The sequence below is a fragment of the Pseudomonas sp. TREG-RG-20F-10-E-6-01 genome, assembly GCF_022662455.1.
GTDB lineage: Bacteria > Pseudomonadota > Gammaproteobacteria > Pseudomonadales > Pseudomonadaceae > Aquipseudomonas.
Genome location: NZ_JAKNQP010000002.1, coordinates 191,276 through 206,801 on the forward strand (window position 1 = coordinate 191,276; position 15,526 = coordinate 206,801).

The 15,526-nt window shown below is 61.7% G+C and carries 11 protein-coding genes; 5 read left to right on the forward strand and 6 right to left on the reverse strand.

The window, feature by feature from the left end:
• Window positions 1–10: 10 nt before the first annotated feature.
• Window positions 11–4,840 (reverse strand): NEL-type E3 ubiquitin ligase domain-containing protein, encoded by a 4,830-nt coding sequence (locus L8K08_RS07315; protein ID WP_242195478.1) that lies wholly within the window; start codon window positions 4,838–4,840, stop codon window positions 11–13.
• 310 nt (window positions 4,841–5,150) lie between these two features.
• Here L8K08_RS07315 and L8K08_RS07320 point away from each other — a divergent pair, with 310 nt between their 5' ends.
• From L8K08_RS07320 to L8K08_RS07335, 4 genes are all read left to right on the forward strand, one after another.
• Window positions 5,151–6,923, forward strand: coding sequence for an N-acetylglutaminylglutamine amidotransferase (locus L8K08_RS07320; protein ID WP_145158746.1), 1,773 nt, complete (start codon window positions 5,151–5,153; stop codon window positions 6,921–6,923).
• Between the two features lie 3 nt (window positions 6,924–6,926).
• Window positions 6,927–8,675: an N-acetylglutaminylglutamine synthetase gene (gene ngg, locus L8K08_RS07325; RefSeq protein ID WP_242195481.1), complete on the forward strand. Its 1,749-nt coding sequence runs from the start codon at window positions 6,927–6,929 to the stop codon at window positions 8,673–8,675.
• Between the two features lie 277 nt (window positions 8,676–8,952).
• Window positions 8,953–10,137, forward strand: coding sequence for an osmoprotectant NAGGN system M42 family peptidase (locus tag L8K08_RS07330; protein ID WP_145158752.1), 1,185 nt, complete (start codon window positions 8,953–8,955; stop codon window positions 10,135–10,137).
• Window positions 10,138–10,210: 73 nt separating this feature from the next.
• On the forward strand, window positions 10,211–10,438 hold the full coding sequence (locus L8K08_RS07335; RefSeq protein WP_064453367.1) for a YheU family protein: 228 nt from the start codon (window positions 10,211–10,213) through the stop codon (window positions 10,436–10,438).
• 7 nt (window positions 10,439–10,445) lie between these two features.
• On the opposite strand, the gene csrA is transcribed toward L8K08_RS07335, so the two are convergent.
• Both csrA and L8K08_RS07345 read right to left on the reverse strand, forming a co-directional pair.
• Window positions 10,446–10,637: a carbon storage regulator CsrA gene (gene csrA / locus L8K08_RS07340; protein WP_106576545.1), complete on the reverse strand. Its 192-nt coding sequence runs from the start codon at window positions 10,635–10,637 to the stop codon at window positions 10,446–10,448.
• Window positions 10,638–10,865: 228 nt separating this feature from the next.
• Window positions 10,866–11,681 carry an SDR family oxidoreductase gene (locus tag L8K08_RS07345; protein ID WP_242195484.1) on the reverse strand — a complete coding sequence of 272 codons (816 nt, stop codon included), beginning with the start codon at window positions 11,679–11,681 and terminating at the stop codon, window positions 10,866–10,868.
• A 330-nt stretch (window positions 11,682–12,011) separates the two neighbouring features.
• Between L8K08_RS07345 and L8K08_RS07350 the strand changes: the two genes are divergently transcribed.
• Complete coding sequence (locus L8K08_RS07350; protein ID WP_003236711.1) at window positions 12,012–12,164, forward strand: DUF3309 family protein; 153 nt, start codon at window positions 12,012–12,014, stop codon at window positions 12,162–12,164.
• A 55-nt stretch (window positions 12,165–12,219) separates the two neighbouring features.
• Here L8K08_RS07350 and L8K08_RS07355 read toward each other — a convergent pair whose 3' ends face one another.
• The 3 genes from L8K08_RS07355 to L8K08_RS07365 all read right to left on the reverse strand — a co-directional run bounded on the left by L8K08_RS07355 (window position 12,220) and on the right by L8K08_RS07365 (window position 15,514).
• On the reverse strand, window positions 12,220–14,307 hold the full coding sequence (locus tag L8K08_RS07355) for an LTA synthase family protein (RefSeq protein WP_106576543.1): 2,088 nt from the start codon (window positions 14,305–14,307) through the stop codon (window positions 12,220–12,222).
• A gap of 417 nt (window positions 14,308–14,724) precedes the next feature.
• Complete coding sequence (locus L8K08_RS07360) at window positions 14,725–14,916, reverse strand: PLDc N-terminal domain-containing protein (protein ID WP_003172956.1); 192 nt, start codon at window positions 14,914–14,916, stop codon at window positions 14,725–14,727.
• A 67-nt stretch (window positions 14,917–14,983) separates the two neighbouring features.
• Entirely contained in the window at window positions 14,984–15,514 is a 531-nt protein-coding gene (locus L8K08_RS07365; protein WP_242195489.1) for a hypothetical protein, read from the reverse strand.
• Window positions 15,515–15,526 lie beyond the last annotated feature (12 nt).

Below are 15,526 nucleotides of genomic sequence, written 5' to 3' on the forward strand. Positions count from 1 at the left end.
CCTGGCTGAATCACGGGATCACACAGGGCGACAGGTCGCCGAGTTTCAGCGCCTCCTTGGTCAGGCGCTCAGCTTCGCCCTTATGCGCCGCCTGCTGTTCGCGCAGGATCTGGTTCATCTGGTCAAGGTAGTCGGCGTCGTTGAGCGCGGTGCTTTTTTCAAAGACCGCCTGCAGGCGTTGGTCAAAGGGCTCGTTCAACGCCTCGAACGATCGGCTGAAGGCGACTTTCAAGTGACTGTCCCATAACGGCAGCTCCACCAGGTAGTTCAAGAGCTTGGGTGAGCGCTCCGCCGCCCGGAGTTGTTCTTCGGCAGTGTTCAGCGCTTCGACCGTGACGCCGCCCAGGCGGGCAAAGCGCATGTGCAGCGGCTGACCCGGCAAATGAAACTTGCTGGCCAGCCCTGTTCGGTAGGCCAGGCTGACTTCCAGCGGGTCAGCCTCCGGGTGCGCCTGACTGTGCGATCGTGCGTAGCTGTCCAACTGATCCAGACGAAACAGGCCCTTGGCCAACTTCAGCAGCGGCTTGGCGGTCAACTTGCCACCTTCGACCCCTTTGGCAGCTTCGTGGATCTCCACCAGCACCTCAAGGTTGCTGAAGTTCAGCGCCGCACTGTCATCGCAATTGAGTGGCGTGGCGGCCCGGTCAAAAATTTCATCGCGTAGCTGCGTGTCAGTTCCGGCCGCCTCCAGCACCCGCCAGACGCGTCGTTCCAGGTCCTCCCGCACCAGTTGAGCATCGCCGGTGCCACCCAGTTCGGCCAATAACCGGAACAGGCTCTCAGACTCTGGCTCTTGCTGAAGTCCCGTCCAAACCGCCTCTTTTTGTGTGTACCGCGCAACCGCGCTGTCGGCCAGCCATAATTCCCGGGCTTTCTGCTCGTTGAGGCGAGCGATGTCATCTTCCAGGAAGCCCATGCCGACGCCGGTTCGGCTACGATAATCGGCCAGGGTCTTTCGGCTGGCTTCATCCAGCGGGTTGTGGCGCAGGTTGATGGCTTCAGCCACAGGGCGTGGCGCGTTGAACAACCAGCCAGGCACGGCCGGGATTTCGTTGTCGCGCAGGTCGAGGTAATGCAGGTAAGGCAGGCGCGGTACACCACCGGGAAACACGCGCAGACGACAATGACGCAGCATCAGCTCACGCAACTCGAACATGTGGCCGATGGCAGGCGGGTCAATCAACGGGTTGTTGCTCAGGTTCAAGACCTGCAGGCCGCGCAGGTCAGCCAGCTTGGCGCGGGTGTGTTCGGTGAGTTGCAGGTGGTTGTCGTTGAGGTACAGGTGTTTGAGCGCGGGCATCTGTGACAGTACTTCCGGCAGGCGTGTCACCTCGTTGCTGCGCAGCTCCAACGCCTCGAGCTGCTTGAAGTGCTTGAGAAAATACGCCACGTCATCGTCGAGCCCCATTCTGTTCAACGACAACTGCCGGACGTGGGCAAAGCTGACCTGCGCCGGCAAGGTGGGCAGTCGGCCCACGACCAGGCCATCGAGTACCAGGCTTGGCACCTTTACCCCGCTGGCATCGGGCAACAGGAGCGTCTGTCGCCAGCCCTCCTCGATGGCCTGCATCGCCTGATGACGGCCCAAGCGGTAATCCGCCTGGGGATGGGGTAAACCGGCGAGGGACGTCTCGTCATTGCGCCACGCCTTGAGTGCCCGATGCAGGGCCTCGAACTGTCGCTCCAGCGCCTCCACGGACTGGGCGCGCGCCAAGTGATCGGGGCCTTGCCCGTCCAGGAACGTCGCCACCTGCCGCTCGTCAAAACCGGGATACAGCCTGTTGACTTTGCGCACCAGCGCCGCCGGGTGCCGCGTCGAGCGCACCATGGCCTGAACGCACGGCACCGGCGCCGGTTCAGGGAGTGCACGCTCGGGCCATAGATGGCGTGAAAACACGTGGCGTTCGTCCTCGGCGCACGCCTGGATCGCATCGCGCAATCGACTGGCACGCTCTGCCCCCGACAGGTTCAGCGCTGCCAATTGCGCAGGCGACAAGGTGGCGAGCAGAGCCTGGTAAAACCCGTCCGGGCCTGAGGCCTTTTCGCCCAGTGGCGCACCTTTGTCGTCGAACGCCTGGACCCCATCGCCAGTCTCGACCAGTGTGCGCTGCCACCGTGCATGCTGGCTGCCAGAGGTGCCTAGCAGGTCGCCGATCAAACTGTCCCGGCGTACCTGCACGTGCAAATCCTGCGGCCACCCCGCGACCTTCGCCAGCAGGTGAACGGCCAGCTGTCGCGAGGGGGCTGTCGCCAGCTCCGGCAGATACAGGCCGATCAGCGCCTGGTCTTCTTCCTGCACCGCCAACGCTTCGCGTACCCGTTGTGCGAGCGACAGCGGCACGCGCCGGGTGCTGCGCAGTTGCCAGCGATGCACGGTTGGCGTTTTGGACAACAACTCCCAGGCGATGCGATTGGGCAAGAGCGGGAAATGCGCCTTGAGCAACCCGTGATCTGAATGGGTAATGCCATCCGCTTCCTGATACAGCTGCTGGAAAACCTCTCGGTGGGTGCGCTTGAGCGAGGCCAGTAACTGGCGCGCAAGCACCGCGCCCTGCTCGTCTGGCGGTACCGAGCCGCCCAGCAAGGTGTCGATCTCGTCCGGCGGCAGCACGTCGAGCAGAGTCGCCATCACTGCGCCGTCTTTGAGCGCCTGTTCAGTGATGTGGATGCTCAAGTGTCCATGCTCGAAGGTTGCGCTGCCGGGAAAACGTTCGAGCCGCGCCCCTTGGCGGTCCAGCACCTCGAAAAACCGTCCCTGCGGCCAACCTGGCATCAGCGGCAACGCCAGCAACTGAACGCGCGCGGTGCTTGCATCCGGGCTTGGCTGATGTTCCAGCTGCCAGATCAGATCGCGGACTTGCTGGTTCAAGGCGAAACGCGCCACACAATCATTGAAGCGCTCCGGCAGCGGCCTATTTTGCAGGGCCAGGGCGTGCAGGCGGGAGGGGCCCATGTCGACAATGCTCGCCACATATTTCAATTGCTCGGGGGGCAGCGCGGCCAGGCGCGGGTTGAGCCGAGTGAGGATGTAGGACGGGGGCACCCACTCCTGAGTGTGTTCGAACGCAAACCGCCAACCGCCCTGGCGGTTGTGCAGCAGGCGCGGACGATAGGCCGTGGTCCGCGTCGGGTGAAGCACATGCCAGTAACCCGACCGCGCATCGTAGGCCACCGAATACACCGCGCCCTTGATCCTGACATATGAATGACCGCCGGCCTGGTAGATCCCACGGCTATTGGCCACCGTCAGGGCGTCGACATCCAGCGTCCGGCCGTAAGGCTTGAGCCGCCGACGCCACAAGCGAGGACCGGCATCAGGCAGCTGCACGGCTTCGACCGCCTCAAAGAACTCCGCGGGATTGGACTTGAACGCCCTGAACACCTTGCCCGCCACCTTCACACCGTTCGCAAACAGGGCCATGGCCGCGAGGTTTTCGGCCACATTGACCAAGTGTTCCAAGCCTTCGGCCTGGTCGCTATGCGTCCAATCATCCACGCCCTCGAAGACCTCGGCGAGCATCTCGCCGACGGCCACGCCCAACATCAATTGCCCGAGCACCGGCACCATCAGGCCGGCGATGTTCAGCATATTCAGGCCCGCCTCCTGATAGCCTTGAAGGCGTTTCTGGCGCGCCTGCTCATCCACTTGCGCCGTCGGCACGGCCAATGCAACGGCGTCCAGCTGGATCTTGCGGGTCAAGGCGCCGAAAAAGAACGGCTCCAGGCCAGTGTCCACCTCCACGGGCTCCACGTGTTCGAGTGTCCTGCGCTTGTCAAAACGCTGGAAAAAACCGAACCGCTCGGCCTCATCCAGGTAGCGAATGAAGAAGCTGCGATAGGCCGGCACCTGAAGCTTGAGCGTCAGGTAGACGGTCAGATCCCCCAGCGTGGGGTATTCGTACCACGGGCGCACGGGCTCGCCTGGCATGTACACCAGCAAGGGCCCCTCGGCAAAGCCGTGCGTGGAAGCATGGCCGAACACCAGCACGCTCCACAGGCATGCCCCATGCACATTGATCCCTTGCCACACCAGCGGCCTTTCATGGAACAGCACATGCTGCAGGTTCCGCGCGGGCAAGCGTGTATTGAGCAGGGCTTGCAACGCGGTATGGCCGGACTCACTGATATCGCCCTTGGCATGGGCAATCTGCAAGTCGATTTGCATGTCCTTGATCTTGCACTGGCCGACCTCGCCGACCACCGGGTTGTAGGCCCGTTCAGCGCCGTCCTCGTCGTCGCTTCCCGCGAGGTTGAACACCTCACGCAGGTGCCGCTGATAGGCCGCGCCCAGGTCCAGTTCGCGGCAGTACCGCGCAAAGGCTCCAACGCTCAGCGTTGACACGTGTTGGCCCGCCGCTCCCGTTCGAATCACCGCGCCTACGGGCAGCCCCTTCGCCTCGGCCTGGTCCTGGGTAAAATTTTGCATGGCCGCCTGCAGCAGGTTGTGCTTGTCCAGGGACATCGTCTGCAGCCGTACGCCACGGCCGAAGGTCAACGCGGCGAAGTGCCGGTTGGGCAACTCCAGCCAGTCACGTTCGACATTCAGCCCTGCATGCCCTTTTGTTACCAGGAGCGCTTTGAGTCGCTCGGCACAAAATGACCTGAGCGGCATTACACGGCGCAACAGGCTCGCGGCCCGCTCGCGGGGTTGCTGACTGCTGGCATGCGCCGCTTCGAGCGCCTGGCGCGTTGGGGCGGCGGCACTTACCAGCCACGGAGGCAGCGTACGCTGCAGCACGTTGGCCTTGTCCAGGTCGCCAGTGATTTCCAGCAGCGCAGCGGTTATTTTCTCCTGAGAGACAGGCGCAGCGGCCTGGCTTACAGCCGGTTGATGGGTCATCGGCAACAGTCCTTATTGCGTTGGATAATGACCCGGACAATAGCCCTCGCACCGGCGCTGAAGGGTTCAAATAGTCGGTGGATAACGCGGCGCATCCCCCCACTTTTTGCATCCGTGATTGACCTATCTACCGACCCTTGACGGGCGCCCCGCTGGCGCGCGACGTGGCTTGCGGCCACTCAAGGCTCTTTGCCTTATAACGTATTGTTCTAAAACTCCGTGAATCTGCCCGGGTCAGTCTCTGGGTACCCACCCTTTTGGTGCGGTGCCTTTTTTGTCTGTCCCCAACGGAAAAACCGGTAAGGAATATATGTGCGGATTAGCTGGCGAGTTACGTTTTGATCACCAACCTGCCGACCTGGCAGCGGTGGAGCGGATCACCCATCATTTAGCACCACGCGGTCCTGACGCGTGGGGCTTCCATGCCCAAGGGCCGATTGCCCTGGGCCATCGACGCCTGAAAATCATGGACCTGTCGGACGGCTCGGCCCAACCGATGGTCGACGCCCAACTGGGGCTGTCCCTGGCCTTCAACGGCGCGATCTACAACTTCCCGGAATTGCGTCAAGAGCTGGAAGCCCTGGGCTACGCCTTCTATTCCGGTGGTGACACCGAAGTGCTGCTCAAGGGCTACCACGCCTGGGGCGAAGCACTGCTGCCCAAGCTCAATGGCATGTTTGCGTTTGCCATCTGGGAGCGCGACGCGCAGCGCCTGTTCATCGCCCGCGACCGCCTGGGTGTAAAACCTTTGTACCTGTCGCGCACCGGCCAGCGCCTGCGCTTTGCCTCGGCACTGCCGGCGTTGCTCAAGGGCGGTGATATCAACCCGATGCTCGATCCGGTCGCGCTTAATCACTACCTGAACTTCCACGCCGTGGTACCGGCACCGCGCACGTTGCTGGCAGGCGTTGAAAAACTGCCGCCGGCCAGCTGGATGCGCATCGACGCCAACGGCAAGACCGAACAGAAAACCTGGTGGACCCTGCCCTACGGCCCCCATGACGATGAAAAAAACCTGACCCTGGAAGACTGGACCGACCGCGTGCTCGACAGCACCCGCGAAGCCGTGGCCATTCGCCAACGCGCCGCCGTGGATGTCGGCGTGCTGCTCTCCGGCGGTGTCGATTCGAGCATGCTCGTGGGCCTGCTGCGTGAAGTTGGCGTGCAGGACCTGTCGACCTTCTCCATCGGCTTTGAAGACGCCGGCGGCGAGCGCGGCGACGAATTCCAGTATTCGGATCTGATCGCCAAGCACTACGGCACCCGTCACCATCAACTGCGCATCGCCGAAAGCGAGATCATCGAGCAACTGCCCGCCGCGTTCCGTGCCATGAGCGAGCCGATGGTCAGCCACGACTGCATCGCCTTCTACCTGCTGTCGCGGGAAGTGGCCAAGCATTGCAAAGTGGTGCAAAGCGGCCAGGGCGCCGATGAACTCTTCGCCGGTTACCACTGGTACCCGCAAGTGGATGGCGCCAGCGATCCCTATGCCGCCTACCGTGACGCCTTTTTCGACCGCAGCTACGACGACTACGCGGCCACCGTTGCCCCCAAATGGCTGACCGCCAACGATGCTGCCGGTGACTTCGTGCGCGAGCATTTCGCCATGCCGGGCGCCGACGCCGCCGTGGACAAGGCGCTGCGCCTGGACAGTACGGTGATGCTGGTGGACGACCCGGTCAAACGCGTCGACAACATGACCATGGCCTGGGGCCTGGAAGCACGCACGCCGTTTCTGGACTACCGCCTCGTCGAATTGTCAGCCCGTGTGCCCGGCAAATTCAAATTGCCCGACGGTGGCAAGCAAGTCTTGAAAGAAGCCGCGCGCCGCGTGATCCCGAGTGAGGTCATCGACCGCAAAAAAGGCTACTTCCCGGTGCCGGGCCTCAAGCACTTGCAGGGCGACACCCTGAACTGGGTGCGTGAACTGCTGCTGGACCCGAGCCAGGATCGCGGCCTGTTCAACCCGGCCATGCTCGATCGCCTGCTGACAGACCCGCAAGGCCAACTGACGCCGCTGCGCGGTTCAAAGCTGTGGCAACTGGCGGCGCTGAACCTGTGGCTCAGCGAACAAGGAATCTGATTGATGAAACCTCTTGCAGCGGCTTACAGCCAACGCTTGCTGAAGGGCCAGGCGCCGACCTACGAGCGCCTGCAAGCCCGCCTGGCTGAAGATGGCAGCCCGTTGGGCGCCGAACCGATTGCCGTGCATTGTGGTTGGGGCCGATTGTTGATCGGCCATACGTTCCCGGACCCGGCGAGCCTGGCCCAGGAACTGCTCAAGGAACAGCCTGGCGAGCGCGACATCGCCCTGTATGTGGCAGCGCCCCAGCAGATTCTGGGGATCGATCCGCAGCAGTTGTTCCTTGACCCGTCCGACACCCTGCGCCTGTGGTTCAGCGACTATCGCCCCGCTACCCGCGTGTTTCGCGGTTTTCGTATTCGCCGGGTACAGACCGAAGCCGATTGGGCGGCGGTCAACGTGCTCTACCAGGGGCGCGGCATGTTGCCGGTCGACGCTGAACGCCTGACCCCACGCCATCAAGGCGGCCCGGTGTATTGGCTGGCCGAAGACGAAGACAGCGGCGCGGTGATCGGCAGCGTGATGGGCCTGAACCATCAGAAAGCCTTTCACGACCCGGAAAACGGCTGCAGCCTGTGGTGCCTGGCGGTTGACCCGCAGTGCACGCGCCCCGGCGTGGGTGAAGTGCTGGTGCGCCACTTGGTGGAGCACTTCATGAGCCGCGGCTTGAGCTACCTCGACCTGTCGGTGCTGCACGATAACCGTCAGGCCAAGAGCCTCTACGCCAAGCTGGGTTTTCGCGCGCTGACCACCTTTGCGATCAAACGCAAGAACGGCATCAACCAGCCGCTGTTTCTGGGCCCGGGCCCGCAGGCCGGGTTCAATCCCTATGCGCGCATCATTGTCGAAGAGGCCCACCGACGTGGCATCGATGTGCACGTGGATGATGCCGATGCCGGCCTGTTCACCCTCAGCCATGGCGGGCGCCGCGTGCGTTGCCGTGAATCATTGAGCGACCTGACCAGTGCCATCAGCATGACCTTGTGCCAGGACAAAAGCCTGACCCACAAAGTGCTCAAAGCCGCCGGCTTGAACCTGCCGTCGCAGCAATTGGCGGGCAGTGCCGACGACAACCTGGAGTTCCTCGACGAACACCAGCGCATCGTGGTCAAGCCGCTGGATGGCGAGCAAGGCCAGGGCGTGGCGGTGGATTTGCAGACCATCGAGGACGTGCAGAAAGCCATCGAAACAGCGCGCCAGTTCGACAGCCGCGTGCTGCTCGAGAGCTTCCATGAAGGCCTCGACCTGCGCATTCTGGTGATCGGTTTTGAAGTGGTTGCCGCCGCGATTCGGCGCCCGGCCGAGGTGACCGGCGACGGCCAGCATTCCATCGGCGCCCTGATCGAAGCCCAAAGCCGTCGTCGCCAGGCGGCCACTGACGGTGAAAGCAAGATCCCGCTGGACGACGAAACCCAACGCACCCTGCATGCCGCCGGTTTTGACTACAGCAGCATCCTGCCGCGTGGCCAGACTCTGGCCGTGCGCCGTACCGCCAACCTGCACACCGGCGGCTGCCTGGAAGACGTCACGGCGATTTTGCACCCCACATTGGTGGACGCTGCCGTGCGCGCGGCGCGTGCGCTGGACATTCCCATGGTCGGCCTGGACCTGCTGGTGCCTGCCGCCGATCAACCTGAGTATGTGTTTATCGAAGCCAACGAACGGGCCGGGCTGGCCAACCATGAGCCGCAACCGACGGCGGAGAAGTTTGTGGATTTGCTGTTTCCGCACAGTCAGCCGACCGCCCAATAACCTGTGGCGAGGGCCCGTCGTAGCTAGCGGGCTTGTTGTGGCGAGCGGGCTTGCCCCGCGTTGGGGCGCGAAGCGGCCCTGACCCTGGCACCGCAGTCTTTCAGCCAGAACGCGTTGGCAGGTTTTGGGGCTGCTTCGCAGCCCAACGCGGGGCAAGCCCGCTCGCCACAGCAAGCCCACTTGCCACAACAGGCACACTTGCCACAACAAGCCCGCTCGCCACAACAGGCCCGTTCGCCACACAAAATCCGCTCGCCCCCATTCATCAGGAGTCTTTATGAGCCGAACCATCCCCGAACCGGATCTCAACTACCTGCAGAAGGTGCTGCTGGAAATGCTCGCCATTCCCAGCCCTACCGGCTTCACCGACACCATCGTGCGCTACGTCGCCGAGCGCCTGGAAGAGCTGGGGATTCCCTTTGAGATGACCCGGCGCGGCACGATTCGCGCCACCCTCAAGGGCCAGAAAAACAGCCCCGACCGCGCCGTCTCGGCCCACTTGGACACCATCGGCGCGGCCGTGCGGGCGATCAAGGACAACGGCCGCCTGACCCTGGCGCCCGTCGGTTGCTGGTCCAGCCGTTTTGCCGAAGGCAGTCGCGTCAGCCTGTTCACCGACAATGGCGTGATCCGTGGCAGCGTGCTGCCGCTGATGGCCTCCGGGCATGCCTTCAACACCGCCGTGGATGAAATGCCGGTGAGTTGGGACCATGTCGAACTGCGCCTGGACGCCTACTGCGCTACCCGCGCCGACTGCGATTCGCTGGGCATCAGCATTGGCGACTACGTGGCGTTTGACCCACTGCCCGAGTTCACCGAAAGCGGCCACATCAGCGCGCGCCATCTGGACGATAAAGCCGGCGTGGCTGCCCTGCTCGCCGCGCTCAAGGCGATCATCGACAGCGGGGAACCGTTGCTGATCGACTGTCACCCGCTGTTTACCATCACCGAGGAAACCGGCAGCGGCGCCGCCGCGGCATTGCCTTGGGATGTGAGTGAATTTGTCGGCATCGACATCGCACCGGTCGCGCCCGGCCAGCATTCGAGTGAACACGCCGTGAGTGTGGCGATGCAGGATTCCGGTGGGCCGTACGACTATCACCTGTCCCGGCATTTGTTGCGCCTGGCCTCGGAAAACGACCTGCCCGTGCGTCGCGACCTGTTCCGCTACTACTTCAGCGATGCGCATTCGGCGGTCACCGCCGGGCACGACATTCGCACTGCGCTGCTGGCGTTCGGTTGCGATGCAACCCACGGCTACGAGCGCACGCACATCGACAGCCTGGCTGCGTTGAGTCGCCTGCTGAGCGCGTACATCCTCAGCCCGCCGGTATTTGCCAGCGATGCGCAACCGGCCCAGGGTTCGCTCGACCGCTTCAGTCATCAGATCGAACACGAAACGCAGATGGAGAGCGATACACGAGTGCCATCGGTCGACAGCCTGGTAGGACAGAAGTCCTGAGGCTGGCAACCTGCTACTGGCAAGACGGGTCCCGGCGCAGTAGCATCGCCGGGATTCTACCTCTGAGGCTTTTATGCTGATTCCCTACGACGCACTTGAAGTCGACACCCTGACCCGGCTCATCGAAGACTTCGTCACCCGCGACGGTACTGACAATGGCGATGAAACGCCCTTGGAGACCCGCGTGCTGCGCGTGCGCCAGGCGCTGACCAAAGGGCAGGCGCTGATTGTGTTCGACCCTGAAAGCGAGCAATGCCAGTTGATGCTCAAGCACGACGTGCCCAAGCATCTGTTCGATTGAGGAGGTGCTAGGGGTTGGTTTCAGGTTGGGTGGCTTGGCGTTCGAGGATTTTCTGATACACCTCGGCGCGGTGCACGTTGACCCCTACCGGTGCCTGGATGCCGAATTTCACCTGGGTTCCGTTCAGCTCGAGGATATGCAAGGCGATGTCATCGCCGATGGAAATGATTTCGCCTACGGCGCGGCTTAAGACCAGCATGGCGGTTGTCCTTTTGGAGTGACAGGACCTTGACCATGCGCGCTCGGAGGGGGTGCGACAATGGCTTGCCACTAAATCAGGCGAGACCTACGCGAGCTGGTAATTTGCCTGACAGACATCGGCCTCATTGGGCCAGTCGGGTACCTATCCGTTACCGGGGTGTCGCCGGGTAAGGCGCAATCCAGCTGCGCCGCTACCGGAATAACGCATAGGTACACGCCCAACACCTCAGGCCTTGACCGCCTGGGCCTTGGCCCGCATCTTGTCTGCCATGCTGGTCATCTCGTCATACAGCAGCTGCGGATTTTTCTGCTTCAACGCCCAGGCTATGCGCCCTTGCTCGTGCGGCAAAATCATGAATTCACCCTGTGCCACGCGCTGGTAGATATAGTCGGCAATGTCAGCCGCCGAAATGGGCGAACTCTCCAGCAACTTGCCCACCTGCGCCTTCATCGCCGGCGTCGGCCCACGAAACGAATCCAGCAAGTTGGTCTGGAAAAACGACGGGCACACCACGTGCACGCCAATTTCCTGATGCTTGAGCTCGACCAGCAAGCTCTCCGACAACGCCACCACCCCGGCCTTGGCCACGTTGTAATTACTCATGGCCGGCCCCTGCATCAAGGCCGCCATCGACGCAATATTGATGATCCGGCCCCTGCTCTTCTCCAACAACGGCAGGAACGCCTTGCAGCCCTTGACCACGCCCATCAGGTTAATCGCGATCTGCCAGTCCCAATCCTCCAGCGACAACTCGGCAAAGAAGCCCCCCGACGCCACACCGGCATTGTTGACGATCACATCGATACCGCCCAATTTCACCTCGCACGCCTGTGCAAAGGCGGTGAGCTGGCTGTAATCACGCACATCGCAGCGCTGCACAAACCCATCGCCACCCGCCTCGCGCACCAGCTTGAGTGTTTCCTGCAGGCCCGGCTCGCTGACATCCGACAAGGCCAGCTGCCAACCCTCACGGGCCCAGCGCAGCGCGATTTCGCGGCCCAGGCCGGACCCGGCGCCGGTGATCATCATGCGATTTTGCATAGGAAATAAGCCTTGTGGTTCACGTAGGAAGTGACCGGCAGTGTAGCGAAGGTTTTTGCGACACCCACGCACCATCCAATTGATGAATGCCTTGGGCAAACCTGAGGCCCGGTGCGAGGATGGTTTATAGCGTAAGTTCAATAAATTTCAACTAAGCGCACCTGATTGCGAACGCATTAAAAGAAATAAGCAACTTTGCAAAATGCTTTAAAAAAGCAGGGAATTTTCTTTGAAGTGACAGAGTCGGAGTTATTAAGGCGTCCGTAAATAAACCCACGGGCCTGTCGTTAATAACCGGTCTTTTCAGAAGGCCCTATAAGGAAAAAAACCATGAGCCTCATTCTGATCATTATCTTGATCCTGCTGTTGGTCGGCGGCCTGCCGGTGTTCCCGCACTCGCGTAACTGGGGCTATGGCCCGTCGGGTATTCTGGGCGTTGTCCTGGTAGTGCTGGTGGTACTGTTGCTGCTCGGTCGGATATAAATTCCGCACAAAAAAAAGAGGCCTCAATGAGGCCTCTTTTTTTATGCCCGGTTAATTAATCCGGCTTGCCGTCAATCACGCCGGCAGTGTTATCCAACAGGCTCTTGGTGGCCGTCTGCAGGAACGACTCGAGTTTCTGCTTCAGCGCCGCTTCGTCCGGTGACTCGGGAATCACTTTACCGGTCGGGTTCGCGCCCAGTTCATATTCCCACAGCTTGGGCGGCATCTCCTTGGGCAGTACCAGAATGCGGTCTGCGGTAACCAGCGCCACCGTCTGATCGCTGCCAGACGGTTTGATCACGCCAAAGCCCTTGTCGCCTTCCGGCAGGTTCAGCAGGTCACGGCCCCAGCACTGGTGAAGGGTGTCGCCACCGAGGCGGCCCATGATGGTCGGCACGATGTCGATCTGAGTGCCCACGGTGTGGTCACGCTCGCCGAACTTCTCCTGCATGCCCGGTGCAATCATCAGCATCGGCACGTTGAAGCGGCCCAGGTCCATTTCGGTGATCTGCTGTTCGTTACCAAAGCCATGGTCGCCCACGATCACGAACAGGGTTTCCTTGAAGTACGGCTCTTTGCGGGCTTTTTCAAAGAACTGGCCCAGGGCCCAGTCGGAGTAACGCATGGCCGTCAAATGCTCGTTGAGGCTGCCACGGTCGGTGACTTTCTCGACCGGCAATGGCGTCGGCAACGCGTACGGCGTGTGGTTGGACAGGGTTTGCAGCAGTGCGTAGAACGGCTTGCCGCCTTCGCGGGCTTTCAACTCTTCCAGGCCACGGTTGAACATGTCCTGGTCGGACACGCCCCACGTCGGGTCGGAGAACACCGGGTTGACGAAGTCATTACGCCCGATGAAGTTGGTCATGCCTTGGTTGCTGAAGAAGCCCGACTGGTTGTCCCAGGCGAAATCGCCGTTGTAGACATACACGTCGTCAAATTTGCGCGCGCTGAGCAACTGCGGCAGGCCCGACAGCTTGTGGCTGCCTTCCGGGGTCTGCATCAGGTATTCGAAACCCGGCAGGTTCGGGAAGCACGCCATGGTGGCAAACATGCCCTGGTGGGTGTGCGTGCCATTGGAGAAGAAGCGATCGAACAGCAGGCCTTCCTTGGACAACTTGTCGAAGTACGGCGTGATGTTGCCCGGGCGCCCCAGGGCGCCCACCGAGTGACCGGCGAAGCTTTCCATCAGGATGACCACGACGTTCTTGATCGGCAGAGTCTTCTCGGCCGGTGGCGTGTAGTCACGACGCACGGCGGCGGTGTCGGTATCCACCAGTTTCTCTTGCGGCAGCACCAGCATGTCGCGCACGGTCTGGGTGGCCAGCGGCTGGTCCAGGGTGGCCTTCCAGATGTTGGAGCGTTCCTCGGAGAAGCGCGCCTTGGCCGCAGCGATCAGCGACAGCGTGCCGTTGAGGCCCAACTGGTTGGCGAAGTTCGATTCGGTAGTGTAGACATCACCCCAACGCAGCGGCGGGCCTTGACGCAAGGTGCCACGGATGGCGACTACGGCGATCAACAGGCAGACCACAAACACGGCGATGCGGCTGTACCACGGCGCCACTTGGCGGGTACCGATGCTGCCGCCGCTGAACGGGCCGCGGGGGCGCGTTGCACGGTCGGCACCTTTGAAGGCCATGCTCAGGATCAGCGTGCCCACGGCCCAGGCCAGCAGGTAACGCACCACCGGGAAACCGTACCAGAGCATGCTCATCACGGTTTTCGGGTCTTCCTTTACGTACTGGAAGACCAGGCCGTTGAGGCGCTGGTGGAATTCGCGGTAGAAGTCCATTTCCATCAGCCCCAGGAACAGGGCAATGCTGGACGCGACGGTCAGCCACAAACGGAAGAACCCGCGTGCCGCCATCGCGCGTACGCTGAACAAGGCCAGCAGCAGCGGGACCAGCACGTACATCACCAGCCGTATGTCAAAACGCAGCCCGTTGGCGAACGCTTCCAGGAAGGTCGAGGCCGGCGTGTCGAGGATCATCTCGCGGTTGTAGACCAGCAGCGCCAGGCGCAGCAGGGAGAACATCACCATCATGACCAATGCGCAGAGCAGCGTGTACGCCAGATGGGATTTGACGGTCGGTTGCAGCAGGCGATTTGAAGCTCGCTGCTGACTCAGGGCGTCCGGGTTTGCCATGTCGTTTCAGGACCCATTGGAAGTTTAAGTTGCGAAAAAATGCAGTGGCGTCCGTCCCTCGCCCAGGCTGGCTGGGGCAGGCGGTTAACGCGGTGGCGCAAATGGTGCCCGATCAATGGCATCAACGCTATTAATTACTGAACGTGCGCCGCGCTTGTGCCTTTAACGGCACTCGAGATAGAGCCTTGGCAGCGTGATAAAGCCGGCGAATTGTCTTGGAAAAGATGTGAAAATTTCGTACAGCGAATACTTTCGACACACAAAACTCTGAATACGCTGGAAACGAATGTGGGAGCGGGCTTGCCCGCGATAGCGATGTGTCAGCCCGCACAACTGTGGCTGATAAACCGTTATCGCGGGCAAGCCCGCTCCCACATTGACAGGGCCCACTCAGGATCAGAGCGGGCCCAGGTGTCGTCAGATCCGCACGTTACCGCGTGGCCCGGCGATTGCCCAGATGATCAGGCCCAAGACAGGCAGCAACAGGATCAGCAAAATCCACAGCACCTTGGCACCGGTGCTGGCGCCGCTTTTGAACACGTTGATGATCGCCCAGATATCCAGCGCCAGGATGATCAGGCCAATCAAGCCATTAAAAGTGGAACCCATGGTGTCGCTCCTAAGTGAGGGCATGCACTTGTAGGATAGTCAGCCCTGGCAGGGGTTCCGTTTTATTTCAGACGTGGACGGCAACGCGCAGGGCTTCCAGGGATGGCTCGGCCTTGATGCCGACTTCAGCGCACAGTTCCAGCACGCGCGGCAGGTCGTTGCCGTAGACCAGCACCGCCTGAATCTCGTCATCCAGCAACTGACTAAAGTTGAGCAGCACATAGCCACCGTCCTCCGGGCTCAGGGCGCTCATCTGGATCTGGATGCGGTTCAGCGCCGTCAGGTCTTCGGTCTTGGCCAACTGCTTGGGCTTGAGATTGAACGCCACGCCCGGGCCGAACGACGCGACGATGTGTGCAAACAGGTCGCCATAGGTGTCGGCTTGAAACAGCACAGTGTCCGGCAAGCTACCGACCACGACCCACTCACCCAGCGGAATCGGGAAAGTGTCGTCGTAGTTGATATCCGGGTTGGCCGCCAGAAAAGCAGCAGGGTCCGCGTAGGCCTGGGCCGCTTCCTCGGCAATGCGTGCCACTTCGTCCTCGCCCATGACGCCGGCGCTGATTTTGCTGATGAGTTCGACGAGGGCGGTTTGCATGGGAAGGTCCTG